At 69.5% G+C, this 20,663-nt stretch carries 16 protein-coding genes; 11 read left to right on the forward strand and 5 right to left on the reverse strand.

Going from position 1 to position 20,663, the window contains the following annotated elements:
• The first annotated feature begins 1 nt into the window (after position 1).
• Complete coding sequence (locus tag LZ199_RS29635) at positions 2 to 1,690, forward strand: serine/threonine-protein kinase (protein ID WP_253997144.1); 1,689 nt, start codon at positions 2 to 4, stop codon at positions 1,688 to 1,690.
• 42 nt (positions 1,691 to 1,732) lie between these two features.
• On the opposite strand, the gene LZ199_RS29640 is transcribed toward LZ199_RS29635, so the two are convergent.
• Complete coding sequence (locus tag LZ199_RS29640) at positions 1,733 to 2,899, reverse strand: FHA domain-containing protein (protein ID WP_323389942.1); 1,167 nt, start codon at positions 2,897 to 2,899, stop codon at positions 1,733 to 1,735.
• 148 nt (positions 2,900 to 3,047) lie between these two features.
• On the opposite strand from LZ199_RS29640, the gene LZ199_RS29645 reads away from it, so the two are divergent.
• Positions 3,048 to 5,261 carry a RelA/SpoT family protein gene (locus LZ199_RS29645; RefSeq protein ID WP_253997145.1) on the forward strand — a complete coding sequence of 738 codons (2,214 nt, stop codon included), beginning with the start codon at positions 3,048 to 3,050 and terminating at the stop codon, positions 5,259 to 5,261.
• A 73-nt stretch (positions 5,262 to 5,334) separates the two neighbouring features.
• Entirely contained in the window at positions 5,335 to 5,730 is a 396-nt protein-coding gene (locus LZ199_RS29650) for a RidA family protein (RefSeq protein WP_253997321.1), read from the forward strand.
• A 99-nt stretch (positions 5,731 to 5,829) separates the two neighbouring features.
• Here the strand turns inward: LZ199_RS29650 and LZ199_RS29655 are convergent, their stop codons facing one another.
• Positions 5,830 to 7,794 (reverse strand): DsbA family protein, encoded by a 1,965-nt coding sequence (locus LZ199_RS29655; RefSeq protein WP_253997146.1) that lies wholly within the window; start codon positions 7,792 to 7,794, stop codon positions 5,830 to 5,832.
• A gap of 225 nt (positions 7,795 to 8,019) precedes the next feature.
• Here LZ199_RS29655 and LZ199_RS29660 point away from each other — a divergent pair, with 225 nt between their 5' ends.
• Positions 8,020 to 8,250 carry a sulfurtransferase TusA family protein gene (locus tag LZ199_RS29660; RefSeq protein ID WP_163870606.1) on the forward strand — a complete coding sequence of 77 codons (231 nt, stop codon included), beginning with the start codon at positions 8,020 to 8,022 and terminating at the stop codon, positions 8,248 to 8,250.
• Positions 8,251 to 8,260: 10 nt separating this feature from the next.
• On the opposite strand, the gene LZ199_RS29665 is transcribed toward LZ199_RS29660, so the two are convergent.
• Positions 8,261 to 9,169: an ABC transporter ATP-binding protein gene (locus LZ199_RS29665; RefSeq protein WP_253997147.1), complete on the reverse strand. Its 909-nt coding sequence runs from the start codon at positions 9,167 to 9,169 to the stop codon at positions 8,261 to 8,263.
• A complete protein-coding gene (locus LZ199_RS29670; protein ID WP_253997148.1) occupies positions 9,166 to 10,053 on the reverse strand; it encodes an ABC transporter permease in 888 nt (295 codons plus the stop codon). The genes LZ199_RS29665 and LZ199_RS29670 overlap by 4 nt, the downstream gene beginning before the upstream one ends.
• A 154-nt stretch (positions 10,054 to 10,207) precedes the next feature.
• Between LZ199_RS29670 and LZ199_RS29675 the strand changes: the two genes are divergently transcribed.
• Positions 10,208 to 11,728: a penicillin-binding transpeptidase domain-containing protein gene (locus tag LZ199_RS29675; RefSeq protein WP_253997149.1), complete on the forward strand. Its 1,521-nt coding sequence runs from the start codon at positions 10,208 to 10,210 to the stop codon at positions 11,726 to 11,728.
• A 21-nt stretch (positions 11,729 to 11,749) separates the two neighbouring features.
• On the opposite strand, the gene LZ199_RS29680 is transcribed toward LZ199_RS29675, so the two are convergent.
• Positions 11,750 to 12,910: a DUF4388 domain-containing protein gene (locus tag LZ199_RS29680; protein WP_253997150.1), complete on the reverse strand. Its 1,161-nt coding sequence runs from the start codon at positions 12,908 to 12,910 to the stop codon at positions 11,750 to 11,752.
• A gap of 21 nt (positions 12,911 to 12,931) precedes the next feature.
• Here LZ199_RS29680 and LZ199_RS29685 point away from each other — a divergent pair, with 21 nt between their 5' ends.
• From LZ199_RS29685 to LZ199_RS29710, 6 genes are all read left to right on the forward strand, one after another.
• Positions 12,932 to 13,210: a glutaredoxin family protein gene (locus tag LZ199_RS29685; protein ID WP_163870602.1), complete on the forward strand. Its 279-nt coding sequence runs from the start codon at positions 12,932 to 12,934 to the stop codon at positions 13,208 to 13,210.
• A 120-nt stretch (positions 13,211 to 13,330) separates the two neighbouring features.
• Entirely contained in the window at positions 13,331 to 14,284 is a 954-nt protein-coding gene (locus LZ199_RS29690; protein ID WP_253997322.1) for a GGDEF domain-containing protein, read from the forward strand.
• A gap of 44 nt (positions 14,285 to 14,328) precedes the next feature.
• Positions 14,329 to 15,975: a sigma-54-dependent transcriptional regulator gene (locus LZ199_RS29695; RefSeq protein WP_253997151.1), complete on the forward strand. Its 1,647-nt coding sequence runs from the start codon at positions 14,329 to 14,331 to the stop codon at positions 15,973 to 15,975.
• A 51-nt stretch (positions 15,976 to 16,026) separates the two neighbouring features.
• Positions 16,027 to 17,340, forward strand: a complete 1,314-nt coding sequence (locus LZ199_RS29700; protein WP_253997152.1) for a GNAT family N-acetyltransferase — start codon at positions 16,027 to 16,029, stop codon at positions 17,338 to 17,340.
• 186 nt (positions 17,341 to 17,526) lie between these two features.
• Positions 17,527 to 18,342: an ActD protein gene (locus LZ199_RS29705; protein ID WP_253997323.1), complete on the forward strand. Its 816-nt coding sequence runs from the start codon at positions 17,527 to 17,529 to the stop codon at positions 18,340 to 18,342.
• Positions 18,342 to 20,579, forward strand: coding sequence for a caspase family protein (locus tag LZ199_RS29710; RefSeq protein WP_253997153.1), 2,238 nt, complete (start codon positions 18,342 to 18,344; stop codon positions 20,577 to 20,579). Before LZ199_RS29705 ends, LZ199_RS29710 begins: the two co-directional genes overlap by 1 nt.
• Positions 20,580 to 20,663 lie beyond the last annotated feature (84 nt).

The raw sequence follows: 20,663 nt of genomic DNA on the forward strand, positions 1-20,663 counted from the left end.
CTTGCACTGCCCCTCCTGCGGCGCTGACGCCCAAGAATCCTCCCGTTTCTGCCCGGCCTGCGGCGCGACACTCGTGCGCGCGCCGGATGCTGACGACTACGTCGGCCTGACGATTGCCCAGAAATACCGGGTCGAGGCCCTCATTGGCGAGGGAGGCATGGGCCGCGTGTTCCGAGCCCGGCAGATCTCCCTCGACAAGGTGGTGGTGCTCAAGGTCCTCCGGCACACGCTGCTGTCGGACGAGCGCACCGTGGCGCGCTTCCAGCGCGAGGCCAAGGCCGCCAGCCGGCTGAACCACCGCAACTCCATCAGCGTGCTGGACTTCGGCCAGGCCGAGGACGGCGCGCTCTTCATCGCCATGGAGTACGTGGCGGGGCAGGACCTGCACCAGATCCTCAGCCGCGAGTGGCCCCTGGGCGAGGGGCGCGTGGTGCGCATCGTCAGCCAGGTGCTCGGCGCGCTCTCGGACGCGCACGGCGCGGGCGTCATCCACCGAGACCTCAAGCCCGAGAACATCATGGTGGAGCAGCGGCGCAACGAGCCGGACTTCGTCAAGGTGCTCGACTTCGGCATCGCGAAAATCACCGACTCCACCGATGACGGTCCCGCCCTCACGCGCGCGGGCTTCGTCTGCGGCACGCCCGAGTACATGTCCCCGGAGCAGGCGCGCGGCGCGACGCTGGACCACCGCTCGGACCTGTACGCCGTGGGCGTCATCCTCTACCAGCTCATGACGGGCCTGTTGCCGTTCGAGTCGGACTCGGCGGTGGGCTTCGCCACCAAGCACCTCACCGAGGAGCCGCCGCCTCCCACGCGGCGCCGGCCCGACGCGCGCATCTCCCCGGCCATGGAGCGGCTCATCCTGCGCACGCTCTCCAAGAGCCCGGATGACCGGCCCGCCAACGCGGAGGCGTTCCGCGCGGAGCTGATGGCGGTGGAGAAGGAGCGGCGTCGCACGGAGTCGCCCTCGCGGAGGCCCCAGCCGTCGGCGGTGCTCGCGCCGCTGCCGCGCAAGTCGTCCACCGGACGCAACGACGACGCCACGGCGCCGGAGTGGGGCAATGAGATGACGGTGGAGGCCACGGTCCGCGCGCTGCCGGACGTGCTCTCACCGCTGCCCTCCAACGCCAACGTCATGCCCGCGACGCGGGAGAAGACCGACTCCATCATCCCCACGCAGCCCGGGGTGAGCGGCGGAGGACTGGGCTTCTTCTTCAAGTCGCTCACCGTGCTGCTGGTGCTCGGCGCGGCCCTCTTCTTCACCTACTTCTATTACTTCAACGGCGGCGGGAAGACGGGCCCCATCTCCCCCTTCGCCGTCCCGCGCAACGCGCCCGTGCCCGGCAAGGTGAGCACGTCGGTGGGCGACGCCGAGCAGCCGCTGTACGAGCAGCAGATCCTCGCGACGAACCGCAACCTGGAGGAGTCCCGCATGCACGTGCAGGCGGGAGACCTCGCGCTGGAGCGTGGAGACGCGGGGCTCGCCATTGCCAAGTACCGTGAGGCCTTCGAGAAGAACCCGGACCCGGAGCTGGCCCTCAAACTGGGCGAACTCTACTGGCAGAAGGATCAGCTCGAGGAGGCGCGGGGTTGGTGGTCGCGGCACCTGCGCGAGGTGGCGGACTCGAAGGCCCGCCCGGTCATCGAGCAGCGCCTGGGTGGCGCCGTGGCCCGCCCGTCCAGCCCGTAGCGAGCGCGCCGGGCGAAGTGCCCATGCGCTCACGCTGACCGACTAGCCGAGCGTCTCCACCTGGAGCACGTGCTGCCCCAGGCGCACGCGGTCTCCCGGGCGCAGGGGACGCTCCTCGCCCGCGGGGATGCGCACGTAGGTGCCCAGGCCGCCGGACAAGTCGCGCAGCAGTGCTCCCGTGGGAGTGGGGGACAGCTCGCAGTGGCGACCGGCGAGGCCCTCGTCTCCCGGGAAGCTCAAGTCACAGTGCGCCTGGCCCAGCGTGAGCAGCGGGGCGGCCGTCACCACCGCGCGGCCTCCCCGGCCACCAAAGATGACCTCCTCGACGCCGTACACGGCCTGGCCGAGCGGCACCGGGGCGCCGTAGACGAGGGGACGACCGGGCACCGGCACGGGCGTCTCCAGCCGGCCCGTGAAGCGGAACAGCCGCTGGCCCGCGCTGAAGTGGGTGCGCGCGGTGATGGCCTCCGTGCCCGCCACCGTGACGAACACGCCCGAGGCGCTGGACTCGTCACGCACGAAGAGCGCGCCGTCCTTCACCAGGAAGGTGGCGTGAAGCGGGGACACGAAGCCGTCATCGGGGAAGAGGATGGCGCCGCGCTGGCGGCCGACGACGCAACCGGTGACGGGCAGCTTGTAGCGCTGGCCCCGCGTCGAGCCCGCGATGACCGCCAGGCCGAACCGCGACGCGGCGGGGGCGGGGCGGGGGGCCGCGACGGGAGGAGCCGTGGCGCCAGCTCGGCCGGGCAGGGCGGCATCCGGCACCGGAGGCGGCGGTCGGGTGTTGGCGGGCCCCGCGGGCGCCGAGCCCCGGGGGGCCAGGGAGGGCGGAGTCGCGGGCGCGGGCGGGCGCGTGCTGGCGGGCCGCTCCACCATCAACCCGGCGGCGGCCGTGGGCGGCGGCGTCCGGGCGGAGGGGCGCATACCGGGAGGAATGGCGCTGGGCGGAGGCGGAGTGACAGGGGGGCTGGCGGGCTCGCCCGTCTTGGAGGCGGGGCCGGGGAAGGAGGCCACGGCGGCGGGCCGACCTCCCTGAGGCGTCGCGGCGGGGGGCCGGGTGGTGGCGGCGGGCTTCGCGGCGGGAGGCCTGGCCGCGGGTGCGTCTCCCAGCGCCTGGCCGCAGAGCACGCAGGAGGCCGAGCGCGGCGGATTGAACCCGTCACAGGTCGGGCAAACCACGGAGAGAGACGACAACAAGAGCTGTGACATGGGCGTAGGCGAATCTACGGGCGCGTAAAACGTCGGGTCAACGAAAGCGAACGCGATGGGTGGGACACGTCTGGAAGAGAAATACGACAGGTTCCGTGGGGCAACGTTGCCCCCCCTCCGGCACGAAGTTACGATTCCCCCTGCTTCGATGATCCGCCTGAACGACATCCTCCAACGGGTTTCCTCGTACCACCCGGACCCCGACCTGGACATCATCAAGAAGGCCTACGTCTACTCGGCCAAGGTGCATCAAGGCCAACTGAGGAAGTCGGGCGAGCCCTATCTCGTCCACCCGCTGGAGGTGGCCGGCATCCTCGCGGACCTCAAGCTGGACGAGGCCTCCATCGTCACCGGTCTGCTCCACGATACCATCGAGGACACGCTCGCCACCGCGGAGGAGCTCACGGAGCTGTTCGGCGCGGAGGTGGCCCAGCTGGTGGACGGCGTCACCAAGCTGTCCAAGTTCTCCGCGTCCGCCACGCTCTCCCAGGAGGAGAAGCAGGCGGAGAACTTCCGGAAGATGATCATCGCGATGGCGCAGGACATCCGCGTCATCCTCGTGAAGCTGGCGGACCGCACGCACAACATGCGGACGCTGGACCACATGAACGAGGAGAAGCAGGCGCGCATCGCCCAGGAGACGCTGGACATCTACGCGCCCCTGGCGAACCGGCTCGGCATCTCCTGGATAAAGACGGAGCTGGAGGACCTGAGCTTCCGCTACGTGAAGCCGCAGGAGTTCTTCGGCCTCCAGGAGAAGCTCAACAAGCGCAAGAAGGAGCGGGAGAAGTACATCGAGGACACCTGCGACCTCATCCGCTCCAAGCTCGCGGAGCGCGGCCTGAAGGGCGAGGTCTCCGGCCGCTTCAAGCACGTCTACAGCATCTACAAGAAGATCAAGTCGCAGGGCATCGACTTCGATCAGATCCACGACATCATCGCCTTCCGCATCATCTCCCCCGCAGCTCCCGCCTGCTACGAGGCGCTGGGCCTGGTGCACGAGATGTGGAAGCCGGTGCCGGGGCGCTTCAAGGACTTCATCGCGATTCCGAAGCCCAACATGTACCAGTCGCTGCACACCACGGTGATTGGCCCGCTGAGCGAGCGCGTGGAGGTGCAGATCCGCACGGCGGAGATGCACAAGATCGCCGAGGAAGGCATCGCCGCCCACTGGAAGTACAAGGAGGGCAAGGCCGTCATCTCCAAGGATGACGAGAAGTTCGCCTGGCTGCGCCAGCTCATGGAGTGGCAGCAGGACCTGAAGGACCCGAAGGAGTTCCTCGAGACGGTGAAGGTGGACCTCTTCACCGACGAGGTCTTCGTCTTCACGCCCAAGGGCGACGTGCGCTCGCTGCCGCGCGGCGCGACGCCGGTGGACTTCGCGTACGCCATCCACTCGGACGTGGGCAACCGGTGCGTGGGCGCGAAGGTGAACGGCAAGATTGTTCCCCTGCGCTACAAGCTGAAGAACGGCGACACGGTGGAGGTGCTCACCAGCCCGCAGCAGCACCCGTCCAAGGACTGGCTCACCTTCGTCAAGACGAGCCGCGCGCAGCAGCGCATCCGCGGCTTCATCAAGCAGCAGCAGCGCGAGAAGAGCCTGCAGCTGGGCCGCGAGCTGACGGACCGCGAGTTCAAGCGCTTCCAGCTCAACTTCAACAAGCTGCTCAAGTCCGGCGAGGTGAAGAAGGTCGCCGAGGAGCTGGGCTTCCGAATCGAGGACGACCTGCTGGTGGCCATCGGCTACGGCAAGGTGACGCCGCAGCAGCTGGTGCATCGCCTGGTCCCCGAGGAGAAGCGCCACGAGGCGGAGGCCACGCCCCGGGGCGAGGGCTCCGGCAACGGCGCGCCCGCGGGCGCCAGCTCCATGCTGCCCGGCCTGTCCCGCGTGACGGACCTGGCCAAGCGCCTCGTCGGCCGCAGCAACCGCAGCGGCGTGCAGATTGGCGGCGTGGACGACGTGCTCGTGCGCTTCGGACGGTGTTGCAACCCCGTCCCTGGCGACCCCATCGCCGGCTTCATCACCCGGGGACGGGGAGTGACGGTGCACACGGTGGGCTGCGAGAAGGCGCTCGCGACGGACCCCGAGCGGCGCGTGGACGTGAGCTGGGATGTGAAGGGGGACTTCAAGCGCCCCGTCACCCTGCGCGTGCTGACGGCGGACCGCACGGGCCTGTTGGCCGACATCTCCAACATCTTCTCGAAGAAGGGCGTCAACATCTCCCAGGCCAACTGTCGGGCCACGGGCGATGACCGGGCGGTGAACACCTTCGAGGTCATCATCTCGGACCTGAAGCAGCTGACGGACCTGATGCGCACCATCGAGCGCTTGAGCGGCGTCTACTCCGTGGAGCGAATCTAATCCGCCGCCTTTCGTGCTAGAGCGCCCGGGAAATCCGGTGGCCCGTCTCTCGAGGGCCACCCCAACCCTCGAGGTGCGCTCCATGGCTCGGAAGACCCTTCACTCGGACCAGGCTCCCAAGGCCATTGGCCCGTACTCGCAGGCGGTGCAGGTGGACGCCGGGAAGCTGACCTTCCTGTCCGGGCAGATTCCCCTGGACCCCGCCACCATGGAGATGGTGCAGGGGGACGTCGTCGCCCAGGCGGAGCGGGTGATGCTCAACCTGCAGGCCGTGCTCGCCGCGGGCGGGCTGGACTTCAGCCACGTGGTGCGCTGCACCATCTTCCTCACGGACCTGGGTGATTTCGCCAAGGTGAATGAGGTGTACGGCCGCTACTTCACCGGAGCGCCCCCGGCCCGCGCCACCGTGCAGGTGTCCGCGCTGCCCCGCGGCTCCAAGGTGGAGATCGACGCCATCGCCGTCTCCTGAGGCGTCGTTCCCCGCTGTGCAAAGCAAGAGGCCGCCGGACCTTGTCGGTCCGACGGCCTCTGGTGCTTCAGGGCTTCGAAAGCAGCCCGGTGGAGCGGATTACTTCCCGTCCGCCGCGACGACGCCGACCTTCTTCAGCTCCTCATCGATGACGCGCTTGAAGGCGTCCAGCGGCTGGGCGCCCACGAGCGTCCGGCCGTTGATGAAGAACGTCGGCGTGCCGCTGGCGCCCAGGCGAGAGCCCTCGGCGGCGTCCGCGTCGATCTGCGCCGCGAACTTGTTCTCGTCCAGGGCGGCCTTGAACTTGCCGACGTTCAGGTTCAGCTCCTGCGCGTACTTCTCCAGGGACGCGCGATCCAACGCGCGCTGGTTGGCGAAGAGCTTGTCGTGCATCTCCCAGAACTTGCCCTGCTCGTGCGCGGCCAGCGCGGCGGCCGCGGCGGCCTTGGCGTTGGCGTGCATGGGCAGCGGCTGGTTCTTGAAGGCGACCTTCACCTTGCCGCCGTACTGGTCCTCGATCTGCTTGAGCGTCGGGACGACGCGGCTGCAGAAGGGGCACTCGAAGTCGGAGAAGGCGACGATGGTGACGGGCGCGTTCTTCGGGCCCTTCACCGGGGCGTTGCCGACGTCCACCTTCTGCACGGGCGGCTCGGCGGGGGCGGCGCCCGGGGCAGGGGCGGCCGGGGCCTCGGCGACGTTCTGCGCGTTCAGCTTCGCGTACAGCTCCTCGGCCTTGGTGCCGGAGGCCAGCAGCTTGTCGGCCTTGGTGATCTCCTCGTCGATGAGGCGCTTGAAGGAGTCGAAGGGCTGCGCGCCCACCAGCTCACGGCCGTTGACGAAGAACGTCGGGGTGCCACTGGCGCCCACGGCGGTACCGGCGGCGCTGTCCGCCTCCACCTTCGCCTTGAACTTGCCGCTGTCCAGCGCGGCCTTGAACTTGGCGGTGTTCAGCCCCAGCTCCTGCGCGTACTTCTCCAGGGAGGCCCGGTCCAGCGCCTTCTGGTTGGCGAAGAGCTTGTCGTGGAACTCCCAGAAGCGGCCCTGCTCGTGAGCGGCCTCGGAGGCCTCGGCGGCCAGCTTCGCGTTGGCGTGGAAGGGCAGCGGCTGGTGACGGAACACCACGCGCACGTCCTTCGGGTAGTCCTTCTTGATCTGCGCCAGCGTCGGGCCCGCGCGGCTGCAGAAGGGGCACTCGAAGTCGGACCACTCGACGATGGTCACCTTGGCGGTGGTGGGACCGAAGGCGGCCGCGTCGGCCGGCACGTCGATCTTCTTCACGGCCGCGGCCTGCTGCTGCGGGGCCGCCTTGGGCGCGGCGCGCTCGGCGCCCTTCTCGATGATCTTCGCGTAGACCTGGCTGGCGGGAACGCCGCCCTTCACCAGGGCCTCCGCCTTGCCCAGCTCCTCGTCGATGAGGGCCTTGAAGTTGTCGATGGGCTGCGCGCCGGAGAGGAAGCGGCCGTTGATGAAGAAGGCCGGGGTGCCGCTGGCGCCGAGCTGGCTGGCCAGGGCCTGGTCCTTCTGGATGGCGTCGGCCAGCTTGGGGCTGCCCATGTCCGCCTTCCATTTGTCCAGATCCAGACCAATCTCCTGCGCGAACTGCTGCAGGGACGCGTCGTCGAGCTTCTTCTGGTTGGCGAAGAGCTTGCCGTGCATCTCCCAATACTTGCCCTGCTCACCGGCCGCGAGGGCGGCGAGGGCCGCCGGCTTGGCGCGGGGGTGGAAGGACAGCGGGTTCTGGCGCATCACCACGCGCAGCTTCTTGCCGTAGTCCTCTTCCAGCTTCTCCACCGTCACGTTGGCGCGGCTGCAGAAGGGGCACTCGTAATCCGAGAACTCCACAATCGTGACAAGGGCATCGGCGCTACCCCGGGTGGGGGAGCCTTCGATGGGAACCTTGAACACGGTGGGGTCCACCGGACGGCGCGCGGCGGGGTTGGCCTGACCAGCAGCTTGCGCGGCGGGCTTGGCATCAGTCTTCGAGGACGGGCCGCTGTACACACGGCCGCCAACGAAACCAAGCACCAGGCCGACCAGCAGGGCCACGATGATATTGGGCTTCATGGGTGGGTTCTGCTCCTTCGCCATAGGTCCGACTCCGGCCCCGAGCGTGGATGTACGAGAAAGATTGAGAGGGCCGGGGTACTTAACAGAGGGATTTCCAGACACGCAAGCCGAGTGGAGGCGTGCTCCGCTCGTCAAACAGTCCCCTCAGGGGCCCGGAAACTGGGCGCTTCTCGGAAAAATTCCGCACGCTCGGATCTGCGTGGTGTCAGAGAGAACAAACCCATGGAGAACGCAGTGCGTGTGGACACCTCTGGGGCGTATTGCCCCATGCCCATCCTGGAGATCGCCAAGGTGATGCGGCGTCTGCCGGCGGGGGCCCTGGTGGAGCTCATCTCCACGGACCGGGGACTGGAGGCGGATCTGCCCGCCTGGTGCGAGGCCACGGGCCACGAACTCGTCCGCCTGGAGCGCCGGGGGACGAGCTACGTGGGCTGGGTGCGCAAGGCGGGCTGAGCGGCCCGCGCTAAAGCAGCTGGAGGACGCGGTCCTCGAGGCGACGGCCCCGACTGATGCCGAGGATGAGCACGCCACTCTGGAGCAGGTGCGCGACCACGCGGCTGATGACCACCTCTGGCTTCGCCTGACCGCCGAAGCGCACCACGAGGATGCTCTCGCCCTCCATGCGCGCGTCGGTGACGTCGGGCAGGGTGGTCAGCTCCGGGGGGATGACCGTGCCGCTGGCAATCTGCACGCGGAACTCAGCGCCCTGGCCCGTCAGCTCGGACATGGAGCCCGCCTGCGCCAGCGTGCCCTTGTCGAGGATGGCCGCCGCGTCGCACAGCTCCTCCAGCTCCTGGAGGTTGTGGCTGGAGACCACCACCGTCTGTCTGCCCTTCATGTCCTTGATGACCTGACGCACCTGCGCGGCGATGCGCGGGTCCAGGCCCGCGGTGGGCTCGTCCAGCAGCACGAGGGGAGGGCGGCCCATCAGCGCCTGCGCCATGGCCGTGCGCTTGGCCATGCCGTGGCTGAGCGCCTGCGTCTGGACCTTCCAGGCGTCCATCAGGCCCACCTGCTCCAGCGCCTCACGGGCCTCGTTCTCCGGCGTGGCCAGGCCCGACAGCTTCGCCCAGTACGTCAGGAGCGCGCCCACCTCCCAGCCCGGGGGCAGCACCGCGTCCTGCGGCAGCGCGCCCACGCGGCCCTTGAGGGCCCCGGGAGTGGAAGGGTCCACGTCCATGACCGTGAGCGTGCCCTCGGAAGGATAGAGATAGCCACACATCATGGAGAAGGTGGTGGTCTTGCCGGCGCCGTTGGGGCCGATGAGGCCATACACCGCGCCTCGGGGCACCGAGAAGCTGACGCCGCTGACGGCGACCTTGGGGCCGAAACGCTTGGTGATGCCGAACAACTCAATCGCCAGGTCGCTCACAGGTCCCTCGCGCGCAGGGCGCCGTAGGCCCCCAGGAGAAAGAGGGTGGCGAAGGCCGCGTAGGCCGCGCCGCTCACGCCGAACTCGGTGATTTTCGGGTGCAGCAGGTCCCCCGCGTAGTTGGAGGGAGACAGGTAGCGCAGGAAGCGCAGCGCGCCCGTCTCTCCCGAGGCCCGACCCACCGTGTCCATCAGCCAGAAGACGAACAGGAGGATGAAGTTGAAGACCAGGCTCACTCCGGGCGTGCGGAAGACGCTGGAGCACAGCGTCGTGAGGGCCACGTACGCCAGCGAGAAGACGATGGCGGCCAGCCAGAACTTGAGCAGGTTGAGGCTCAGCGCGGCGAAGCCGAAGTCCGGGTTGGCGATGCGCGCGTAGACGAAGATGGCCAGGTCGATGACGAGCACCAGCCCCACCAGCAGCGCCGCCTGCGTCAGGAACTTGCCCATCAACACCGAGGAGCGCCGCGCCCGCACCGTCAGGTAGCGCATGGAGCGGGGGGCCACCTCGCCGCTGATCTGGTCGAACCCCATCAGCGCGACATAGGCGGGCAGGAAGAAGAGGGTGACCTTGAAGACGAGCAGCACCTCGATGGGGACCTGCGCGAGCGCCTCCATCATCGAGGTGTCGTTGCTGGTGAGGAAGCCCAGCACGCCCTTGCGCGTCTCCTCCATCATCCTCGCGGCCGACTCCGCGTCGGCGCCGGCACCGGCCAGCCGCTCGTTCATCGTCGCGCGCAAGTCGCTGGTCAGCTTGCCGATCACCAGCAGCACCAGCGCGGAGAACATGCTGTAGAGCCCGAGCAACACCACCGCGCGACCACTGCGCACGGCCCGGCGGAACTCGGCGCCCCAGATGACCAGGGTTTCTTTCAGTCCGTCCAAAGTGTGGGTGACCCTATCGGACTTGCACACTCCACCGCCAAGTTTCTGACAGGAGCGGCAACCAGGCGGACGGGGAAGCGTCCGTGGACAGCGAGCTTCCAGTCGGTAGGATTCGCGTGCTCCTCCCGCCCCCTCAGCCCCCCTCGCGCCGCACATGACGATTCGCCGCCGCCTCCTGTCCGCCGCAGCGCTGCTTCCCCTCGCCCTGTTGCTGGGGGCCCAAGAACCGGTGGCGGGAGGCGCCTCCGCGGAGGCGTCGGCCGCCAGTGACTCCGGCGCCGTGGCTCCCGGGACGGTGCTCCCAGGGAAGGACTCCCTCGCGGTCGTCTCCAGGGCAGAAAGCGTCGCCGACGGGGGCGCGGACGCGGGCCAGGCGCCGGGGGCCCATGCCGGTGGTGGCGGCACCCTGGCCTCGCCTGCTTCCATGGGTGGGGAGGATGGGGGAACGCGCCCGGAGGCCGACGCGGTGGCGGCCGCGGCGGTGCAGGGTGGGACGGACGCGGGGCTGACCACGCTGGTGACGGTGCCGGGGCTGGTGCCTCCCGCGCCGGTGCCCTCGCGGCTGACGGCCCCGCCCATGGCGAAGCTCCAGACGATGCCTCGCGCCGCGGACCTGCTGGCCCGGGCGAAGCTGCAGGGCGAGCGGCTGGTGGTGAAGGAGAAGGACGGCCACACGCGCGCGCTCACCGTGGACCCGGTGCTCCAGGCCTCGCTGACGAAGATCCTCCGTGACTACGAGACGCCATATGGCGTCGCCGTGGTGCTGGAGCCCTCGACGGGGCGGGTGCTGGCGCTCGCGGAGCACTCGCAGGCGCAGCCGGAGCTGCGGGGGCTGCCCTATCGCGCGGTGTTCCCCGCCGCGAGCATCTTCAAGATCGTCACCGGCAGCGCGCTGCTGGAGGCCGGTGTCACCCCGACGATGGAGGAGTGCTTCCACGGCGGCAAGCGGCGGCTCACCGAGAAGCACCTGGAGGACAGTGAGCGAGATGGTGCCTGCTATTCGCTGGCGCTCGCGATGGGCAAGAGCGCGAACGTCATCTTCGCCAAGCTGACGCAGAAGCACCTGAGCGCGGACACCCTGCGTCGCATGGCCGCGCGCTTCCACTTCAACCGCGAGATTGACTTCGTGGTGCCCACGGACGTGTCGCTCGCCGCCGTGCCGGAGGATGGCTTCGCCCTGGCCAACACGGGCGCTGGCTTCGGGGATGTCTATATGTCGCCGCTCCACGGTGCGCTGGTGGCCGCGGTGGCCGCCAATGACGGGCGGTGGGTGGACCCCGTGCTGGTGGAGCCGGAGCAAGGCTCGCTCTTGCCTCCCGAGGGCGAGCGCGTGCTGACGCCCGAGGCGGCCAAGGCGTTGACGGACATGCTGGAGGCGACCGTCACGCACGGCACCGCGCGTGGCATCTTCCGGGAGCGCAACTTCCGCGTGGACAGCGCGGTGGGCAAGACGGGCACGCTCGCGGACCGCAATCCCTTTCGGGACTACTCGTGGTTTGTCGGCTTCGCGCCCCGGGACAACCCGCGCGTCGCCGTGGCGGCGCTCATCGTCAACGACCCGAAGTGGCGCATCCGTGGCACGTGGCTGGGCCGCGAGGCGCTGCGGCTCGGACTGGAGCGCGTGCCCGCGCCCGTGGAGCTGACCGCGCCGGCCTCGGCGGCGGGCAAGCACTGAGCGGCTTGGAGGCTCGCGCCACTACCGCGCGGTGAGCTTCACCAGTCCCATGTCCACGAAGCCGTGGAAGAACTTCAGCGCGTCCAGCTCCTGCAACGGCGACACGTTGACGATGGCGGCGATGTCGCGGCGACCGTCGACGCGTGAGAGCAGGTAGCGCTCGGGCGCGGTGAGCTGGAGCGTCTTCAGGTGCGAAGGCGCCACCTGGAGCGCCGGCACCTTCGAGGCATCCATCAGCTCCCGGCGCAGCTCCTTCAGCAGCTTCTCCTGCGCCGTCTTCAACAGCGCCGCCGAACGGGGCGACGGGGACATCTCATGCGCCTGTCGCGCCAGGGCCTCGCCGTCGCGCACGTTGCCCGCGTCGATGAAGAGCTGCGCCGCCTGAAGCACCTCGTCCGACGACGACTCCGAGCCGATGACGCCCGCGTCCTCCGGCTTCTCCTCCTCAATCACCGCCGACGTCACGGGCACCGGCGCCTCGTCCGACACCTTCACCGCGTCCAGCCTGTAGAGCGCGTACAGCCGCTGGTAGAGGAAGAAGTCCGTGGCGTGGAGCGCCCGGGCCAGCCCGTCGATGCTCAGTCCGTCCTGGATGAGCTGGACGATTCGCTCGTCCATGCTGCCGGGCTTGCGCTCGGGCAGCTTGCGTTCATCCACGGACAGCCGCACCTCGCCCGAGGGGAACACCGCGCGGATGGCCTCCCACGCCGTCTCCCGGAACTCGCCCTCGCGGTGGATGTCCATCAGGTCCACCTCGACGTCGAGGCCGGCGATCTCCGGGGCCGTGTCCGAGGCCTCGAAGGTGAACTCGCCTTCCCGCCAATGGAAGGCATCCAACATCATCTCCCGGAACTTGTGGCTCAGCGTCGAACGCGCCGTCGCCTCCTGCACCACCCCCATCGTCACCAGCACCTTGCCCAGGAAGACCCGCGTCTGGGCCTGCGTGCCGAACGCCTTCTCCAGCTGGGCCTCCGTCACGTGCCCCATGGTGATGAGGAATTGACCGAAGTACTCCCGATGCTGATTGGAGCTGGCGCAAATCACCTGGCCATCGCGGAGGACCCATTGCTTGCGGACCTCTCCACGCTCCACCTTCAGCGAGCCGGTGGCTCGACGGTTCCCGAGGTAGACGACGAGGTCCTTGAGGGGCATCGTCGGTAAGTCACCAGTCAGACCGCGCATCGACCGTCCATCCTGCCCGCCATGAGAGTCGAGATCTACTCGAAACCCAAATGCTCCCTCTGCGACAAGGCCGCCGACGTCGTGGACGCCGTCCGCGCTCGCATCCCCTTCGAGCTGAGGCTCATCTCCATCCTGGAGGACCCGGCGCTCTTCGAGCGGTGGCGCTACGACATCCCTGTGATCGTCATCAACGACGTGCCGGCTTTCAAACACCACGTCACGGAGGCCGAGCTGGAGGCCCGGTTGCGTGAGGTCCAAGGTGGCATGTCCATTGCTAAAACCGGTGCCCAAGATGGGTAGCCGAGTGCCCTTCCCTTGGAAATTCGGGGGGATGAAGAGAGCGGGGAGGGGCTGGGGACTGTAATTCCGGGCACGTGCCGGGGGAGTGGTGGAGAAAATTCTGGTGGGGAGGCTGACGTGGTGGGCGTGAGACGCAAGCGGGTGGGGAAGGCGGCGCAGCCGCCCACCGTGCTGCTCATCGAGCCGCGGGCGGACGACCTGGAGCGGACCCGGATGCTCCTCGGGGAGGCCGGCTTCCGGGTGGTGCCGGTGACGCGCTTCGACGCGGCGGTGCCGCTGTTCGAGGTCATCCGCCCGGACGCGGTGCTGCTGGCGGTGCAGGCGCCGGACTATGGCGCCGTGCAGGTGGCGAGGAGGCTGCGGCAGATCAGCCGGGGCACCGTGCCACTGCTCTACATGGTGGACCCGCAAGACGTGGGGGCCTACCAGCACTGTCTGGAGAAGGGGCAGTGCGTGGACGTGGTGCCACGCTCGGGCAGCGGGTCGGAGCTGGCGGTGAAGCTGCACGCGCAGCTGCGCCTGAAGGCGGCCGTCCTGAGGGCGGCTTCTGGTGAAGAAGAGGACACGGCACTGGCGCTGCATGACCCGGTGACGGGCCTGTACAACAAACCCTTCCTGCTCTCGTTGCTGGGGCTGGAGGTGCGCCGGTGCGAGCGGTATGGCGGGTCCTTCTCCGTGGTCTCCGCGGAGGTCGGAGGCTGGAGCGCGATGCGCAAGGAGTACGGGCGCGGCATGGCGGAGCGTCTGCTGGTGTACAGCGCGGTGGTGCTGGGGCAGACGGTGCGGGAAGCGGACGCGGTGGCCCGGGTGGGCGAATGCCAGTTCGCGTTGATGTTGCCGGGGACTCCGGCGGAGGCGGTGCCGGTGATGCTGTCGCGGGTGGCCGCGCGCTTCGAGTCGGCGCGTTTCCAGGTGGACGGTCGGGTGGTGCGGACCACGGTGGAGCTGGGGGCTGTGAGCTTCCCGGACACGGTGGGGACGCCTCAGCAGCTTTTGAACGCGGCGCAGCAGGACATGCGGCGCACGCGTGAGTTTCGTCGGATGACCGGGTCCATGGCCCGGCTCTCGGTGTGAGGATGGGCGGAGGTTCGATGCAGAGGGCGAGCGGAGGCGAGGGGATGGATCGGATCGCGGTGCTGGTGGTGGATGACGAGGAGTCGGTTCGCACCTTCATGTCCGAGTTGCTCGGCAGCGCGGGCTATCAAGTGCGCTCGGCGGGGAGTGGCGCGCAGGCGCTGGAGATGCTCGCGGGGGGCTCGTTCGACGCGGTGTTGCTCGATGTCGTGATGCCGGAAATGAGTGGCCTGGAGGTGCTGCGTCGCTACCGGGCCCAGGGGGGTAATGCCCCGGTCGTCGTCCTCAGCGGCCTGACGGGCGCGGATGACGCCGTGCGCGCCATGAAGATGGGCGCCACCGACTATCTGTCGAAGCCCCTGGGTAATGACGAGCTGCAGGATGCCCTGGCCCGTGCGCTCGGCACGCGCGTGCCGGACCGTCAGGTGGTGGCTCCGCCCCCGGCGCCGCGTCCGGCGGCGGACCCGGCGGGGGATGCCCGGGTGCTCATCTCCTCGTCTCCGTCCATGCGACGGGCACGGGCGCTGGTGGAGCGCATCGCGAACGAGAACGTCCCGGTGCTGCTGCTGGGCGAGTCCGGCACGGGCAAGGAGGTCATCGCGCGGGAGATCCACGCGCGCAGCCAGCGTCGCGGTCGGCCGTTCATCAAGGTGAACTGCGCGGCGCTTCCCGGCGAGCTCTTGGAGAGCGAGCTGTTCGGCCATGAGCGCGGCGCCTTCACGGGGGCCACGGCGGAGAAGCCCGGCAAGTTCGAGCTGGCGGACCAGGGCACCATCTTCCTGGATGAGATTGGCGAGATGGCCATCCGCCTCCAGGCCAAGCTGCTCCAGGTGCTCCAGGACGAGGAGTTCTTCCGCGTCGGCGGCAAGAAGAGCGTCCGCGTGGACAGCCGCGTCGTCGTGGCGACCAACCGCGACCTCGAGAAGGAGATCGCGCTCGGCAACTTCCGAGAGGACCTCTACTACCGCCTCAACGTGGTGGCCATCCGCCTGCCGCCCCTGCGCGAGCGGCGTGAGGACGTGGTGCCGCTGACGGACCACTTCCTCAAGAAGTACGGCCGCCAGTACATCTCCGGAATCTCGGAGCTGCCCACGGAGGTCCTCCAGGCCTTCGCGGACTACGACTGGCCGGGCAACGTGCGCGAGCTGGAGAACATGGTGCGCCGGCTGTGCGTGCTGAAGGACCCGACGCTCGTGCTCGACGAACTCAACGCGGCGGGCCGCTCTCCGGCGAGCGCGCCGTCCCTGCCCACGTCGTACGCCGGAGACGACAGCGGCTACAACCACCGCGCGGTGGAGGAGCACGTCCGCGCGCCCGCGTCCTCGTCCGTGCAGGTGCTGGAGATGCCCTCGCGCAGCGTGTCTTCCACGACGGCGGCGGCGCACACCCAGGCGCATGCGGCCGCGGTGATGGAGCCGATGAACTCGGTGATTCCGGCGCCGCGCTACATCAATCCGTTCGACGTGCCGCAGCCTCCGCCTCCGCCGCCTCCGGCCGGGGAGCCGTCGCTGAAGGACATCGGCAAGCGCGCGGCGATGCTGGCCGAGCGCGAGGCCATCCTCGCCATGCTCCAGCGCACCGCGTGGAACAAGCGTCGCGCGGCCGGCAAGCTGCGCATCAGCTACAAGGCGCTGCTCTACAAAATCAAGGAGTGTGGAATCATCGACCCGCGCTCCAGCGCGGAGCTGTAGCCCGACGTCACGGCTTGCCATCGCCCCCCGGCTTTCGCTATCGCGGGGGGCATGACAACACCGCTCGTCCTCCTGGGCTCTGGTTACACGCTGACGCGTCTCGCGGTGGCCCAGGCCCGGGCGGGGCGCGAAGTCCTCGCGTCGACGCGTGACACCGCCCGACGCGAGGAGCTGACCCGCGCGGGTGCCCGCGTCGCCTCGCTGGAAGATTCGCTCCTCCAGACGCAGGGCGCGCACGTGGTCGTCTCCGTTCCTCCCGAGGCGGGGCTCGATGGCGCCATCGCCAGCGCGCTCGTGGCCCGGCCTCCCGCGCGGCTCATCTACCTGTCCTCCACCGGCGTCTATGGCAGCGCCCGCGGCGAGGTGGACGAGGACACGCCGGTGGATGTCACCTGGCCTTCGTCGCTCCCCCGGCTGGAAGCGGAGTCGCGCTATCTGCCGCTCGGCGCCATGGTGCTGCGCATCGCGGGCATCTACGGCCCCGGGCGCGGCGCTCACTCGCGACTGCTGTCCGGCAACCTCCGCCTGCCGGAGAAGGGAGGGCGCATCTCCCGCGTGCACGTGGACGACCTGGGCGCGGCCATCCTCGCGGCGCTGGAGCACGGCGCCCCCGGAGCGCTGTACTGCGTGGCGGATGACCGGGCCGCTCCGCTGGAAGAGACGGTCACCTGGCTGGCGCATCGGCTGGCCATGTCTGTTCCGCCACGGGTGCCGCTGGAGACGCTGCACGAGTCCCTGCGAGGCGACCGCGCCATCTCCAACGCGCGGCTCAAGGAGCTGGGCTGGCTGCCTCGCTACCCGGACTTCACCGTGGGCTTCGCCGCGGTGCTGAAGGAAGAGGGCCGCACGAGCGGGGAGGGCGACATCGTCATCCGCCCCGTGTTTCCCGACGAAGCGGAGGCCTTCCGGGCGATGCGGCTGCGGGCGCTGACGGAGCACCCGGAGGCCTTCGGGTCCTCGTTCGAAGAGGAGTCCCAGTTCGCGCTGGAGGTGTTTCGCGGGCGGCTGGAGGCGACGGATTCGCAGCGGGTGCTGGGCGCCTACGACGGGACGCGACTGGTGGCCGTGGTGGGCGTGCGGCGGGAGCCTCGGCTCAAGACCGCGCACAAGGCCTTCGTCTGGGGCATGTACGTCGCCGAGGAGGCGCGCTCTCGCGGGGTCGGCCGACGACTGCTCTCCGCCATCCTGGCCGAGGGCCGCAAGCTCCCCGGCGTCGAGCAGCTCCTCCTGGCCGTCGTCTCCGGCAACGCCGCCGCCCACACCCTGTACCGGTCCGTCGGCTTCCAGACCTATGGCGTGGAGCCCCGCGCCTTGAAGATCGGCGGGGCCTACATCGACGAGGAGCTGATGGTCCTCACGCTCTGAGCCAGCCTCCAGGCGCACATCGTCTCACCCTGGCACGGCGCTTCGAGTCGAGCCCTGGACGTCCGGTTTGTTTGCGCCACCTGACACGGGCGGGTGACAGATCCACGACGCCCGGGTGTTCCAGGCAGCGGAGGACGCGTCGGTGGCCTGGGTGGCCGTGCCGACCGCGCTGGAGGCTTCGTGAGCATGGCCCTGTGCACCCCTGACTGGCAGCTGGAGCGAATCGCCCTGGGCGAGCTGCCCTCGGACGCGCTCCCCGCCGCCCGCGCCAAGCTGGAGCAGGAGCCGCATGGGCTCGCGCGGCTGGCCCGGCTGGAGACGGACTCGGCCGAGACGCTGGCCCGCCACCCGCCCGAGGCAGTCGCCCGGGAAGTGGCCCGTCGGCTGCGGACCTCCGCGCACATCGAAGCCCACGCGGCGCGGCAGCCGGAGCGCCAGGGCTGGCATGGGCTGTCCATGGGCATGCCGGTGGCCGCGTGCCTCGTGCTGCTGTTCCTGTCCACCCAGCAGGAGCTGGCCGTGGAGCCGCCCTCGCTGATGCCCGTGCGTGTCGAACTGCTGGAGACGGTGGGCATCAAGGGCGATGCGCGGCTCATGGTGTATCGCCAGGACGAAGGCGAGCCGGAGCTGCTGTCGGACCACTCGCCCGCACGGCGAGGCGACCTGCTCCAGCTCAGCTATATCTCTGGAGGCCGCCGCCACGGCGTGGTGGTCTCCGTGGACGGACGAGGCGCTGTGACGCTGCATCACCCCACCACCCTGGTGGGACCCACGAAGCTTCAGTCGGGAGACGCGGTGTCCTTGACGCATTCCTATGAGCTGGACGACGCCCCGGAGTTCGAGCGCTTCTTCCTCGTCACCGCGGATTCACCGCTGGATGTGAGCAGCGTGCTGGAGGCAGCGCGCCTGCTGGCCCGTCACCCCACCGAGGCAAGCACCCGGCCGCTCCCGCTTCCGGGTACCCTGGCCCAGACATCCTTCACGTTGGAGAAGGTGCCGTGATGCCGCGGTCACTCCTGTTCCTGTCCCTGCTTCTTCCCTCGCTGGCCCTGGCGGCTCCCGCCACGCCCGCGCCCGTCGCCGTGCGTCGCTTCGCGCTGCTGGTGGGCGTCAACGATGGCGGCCCCGGCCGCGCGCGGCTCCGCTACGCCGTCACCGACGCGAGCTCCTTCGGCAACGTGCTGGAGGAGCTGGGCGGAGTGTTGCCGCAAGACCGGCTGATGATGCTGGAGGGAGACCGCGCGGCGCTGGAGCAGGCGCTGGCGCGCTTCAAGGCCATGGTCGCCGCGGCGAAGTCGCCCGGCGCGCGCACCGAGGCGCTCATCTACTACTCGGGCCACTCGGACGAAGAGGGCCTGCTCCTGCACAAGGACCGCTTCGGCTACCGCGAGCTGCGCCAGGCGCTGGAGCAGCTCCCCGCCGATGTGCGCATCGCCATCCTCGACTCGTGCGCCTCCGGCACGCTGGCGCGGCAGAAGGGCGGCGTGCGCCGTCCCGCCTTCCTCGTCGACACGTCCTCGGCCGTGCGCGGCCACGCCATCCTCACGTCCTCCTCCGAGGACGAGGTGTCGCAGGAGTCCGACCGCATCGGCGGCTCGTTCTTCACGCACAACCTGGTGTCGGGCCTGCGCGGCGCCGCGGACTCCACGGGCGACGGCCGCGTCACGCTCCACGAGGCGTACCAGTTCGCCTTCCACGAGACGCTCGCGCGCACCGAGCGCACGCGCGCAGGCGCCCAGCACCCCGCCTATGACATCGAGCTGGCCGGCACGGGCGAACTGGTGATGACGGACCTGCGCACCACGTCCGCCGTGCTGGTGGTGGGCGAGGGCGTCGAAGGGCGCCTCTACGTCCGCGACGAGCCCGGGCGCCTCGTCGTGGAGCTGAACAAGCTGGCGGGCCGCGCCACGGAGCTGGGCTTGCAGCCCGGCCGCTACACGGTGATGCGCGAGTCGCGCGGCGCCTCCTCCCAGGCGGTGCTGATGGTGGGCGACGGCGCGCGCACGGTGCTGGCCGATGCCGCCTTCGTGCCGATGATGGGCGAGCTGACCGCGATGCGCGGCGGCGCTCCGCTCGCGGGCGCGGGCTCGCAGCCGATGGTGATGCCGATGGATGGCTCGGGGCACCGCTACCGCTTCCTGAACCTGGGGCTCGTTCCGAAGCTGCAGACCAACGACCTCTTCGGCCCGAACGGCCAGGTGGACAACACCCTCTCCGTGTCGCTGGGCGTGGCGAGCCTGGGGCGGCTGGATGGCTTCGCGATGGCGCTGGGGGGGAACTGGAACTCGGCCTCCATCCGCGGCGTGCAGATGGCCATCGGCGGCAACGTGGTGCGCGGCGCGGTGGATGGCATGCAGGTCGCCGTGGGCGGCAACTGGGCCAGCGGGCGGGTGGGTGGCATGCAGGCCGCGGTGGGCGTCAACGTCGCGCGACAGGGAGGAACGATGGGGCAGCTCGCGGTGGGCGCCAACGTGTCCAGCACGTCCATGTCCGGTCTGCAGATGGCGGTGGGCTCCAGCTGGGTGGACGGCGACTTCGACGGCTACCAGGCCGCGGTGGGCCTCAGCATGGTGCGCGGCAACATGTCAGGCGTGCAGATGGCCGTGGGCATGAACTGGGCTGACTCCACGCGCGGCGCGCAGCTCTCGCTCATCAACATGGGCGGTGACGTGGAGGGCATGCAGCTGGGCCTCATCAACATCGCCGGGAAGATGAACGGCCTGCAGCTGGGTCTCATCAACGTGGCGCAGAACATGGAGTCCGGCGTCCCGGTGGGCCTCTTGAACATCGTGAAGAACGGCCAGTTCCACGTCGAGGCGTACGGCAGCGACATCAACTTCGCCAACCTCTCGCTCAAGGTCGGCAGCCGCTACCTGTACACCACGCTCGTCGCAGGCGTAGGTTCCGTGACGGACTCGCGCGGCCCAAGCCACTGGACGATGGGCGTGGGCATCGGCGGGCATGTGCCGCTGACCGAGCGACTCTTCTTCGACGTGGACGTGGTGACGAACAGCATCCACGAGTGGGGCGGCTCGTTCGAGGACAACCGACTCTTGCACCAGGCCCGGTTGATGGCCGGCTTCCAGCTCGCCTCCCGCTTCGCCATCATCGCGGGTCCTACCTTCAACGTCATGCACACCACGGACGGTGAACCCGTCACCGCGCTGAGCCGGTTCTCCAAGACGACCGACCGGGACATCCTGTTCTGGCCCGGTGTCCAGGTGGGCCTGCGCCTCTGACGGGCCGCCCGGAGTGGAGCGGATGGCTCCCATCAGCCGGACGAACTCGTAGAACCCCAGAACGCCTTTCCACCGGGTGCTTCC

Origin of the sequence: Myxococcus qinghaiensis, from assembly GCF_024198215.1 — a bacterium.
GTDB lineage: Bacteria > Myxococcota > Myxococcia > Myxococcales > Myxococcaceae > Myxococcus > Myxococcus qinghaiensis.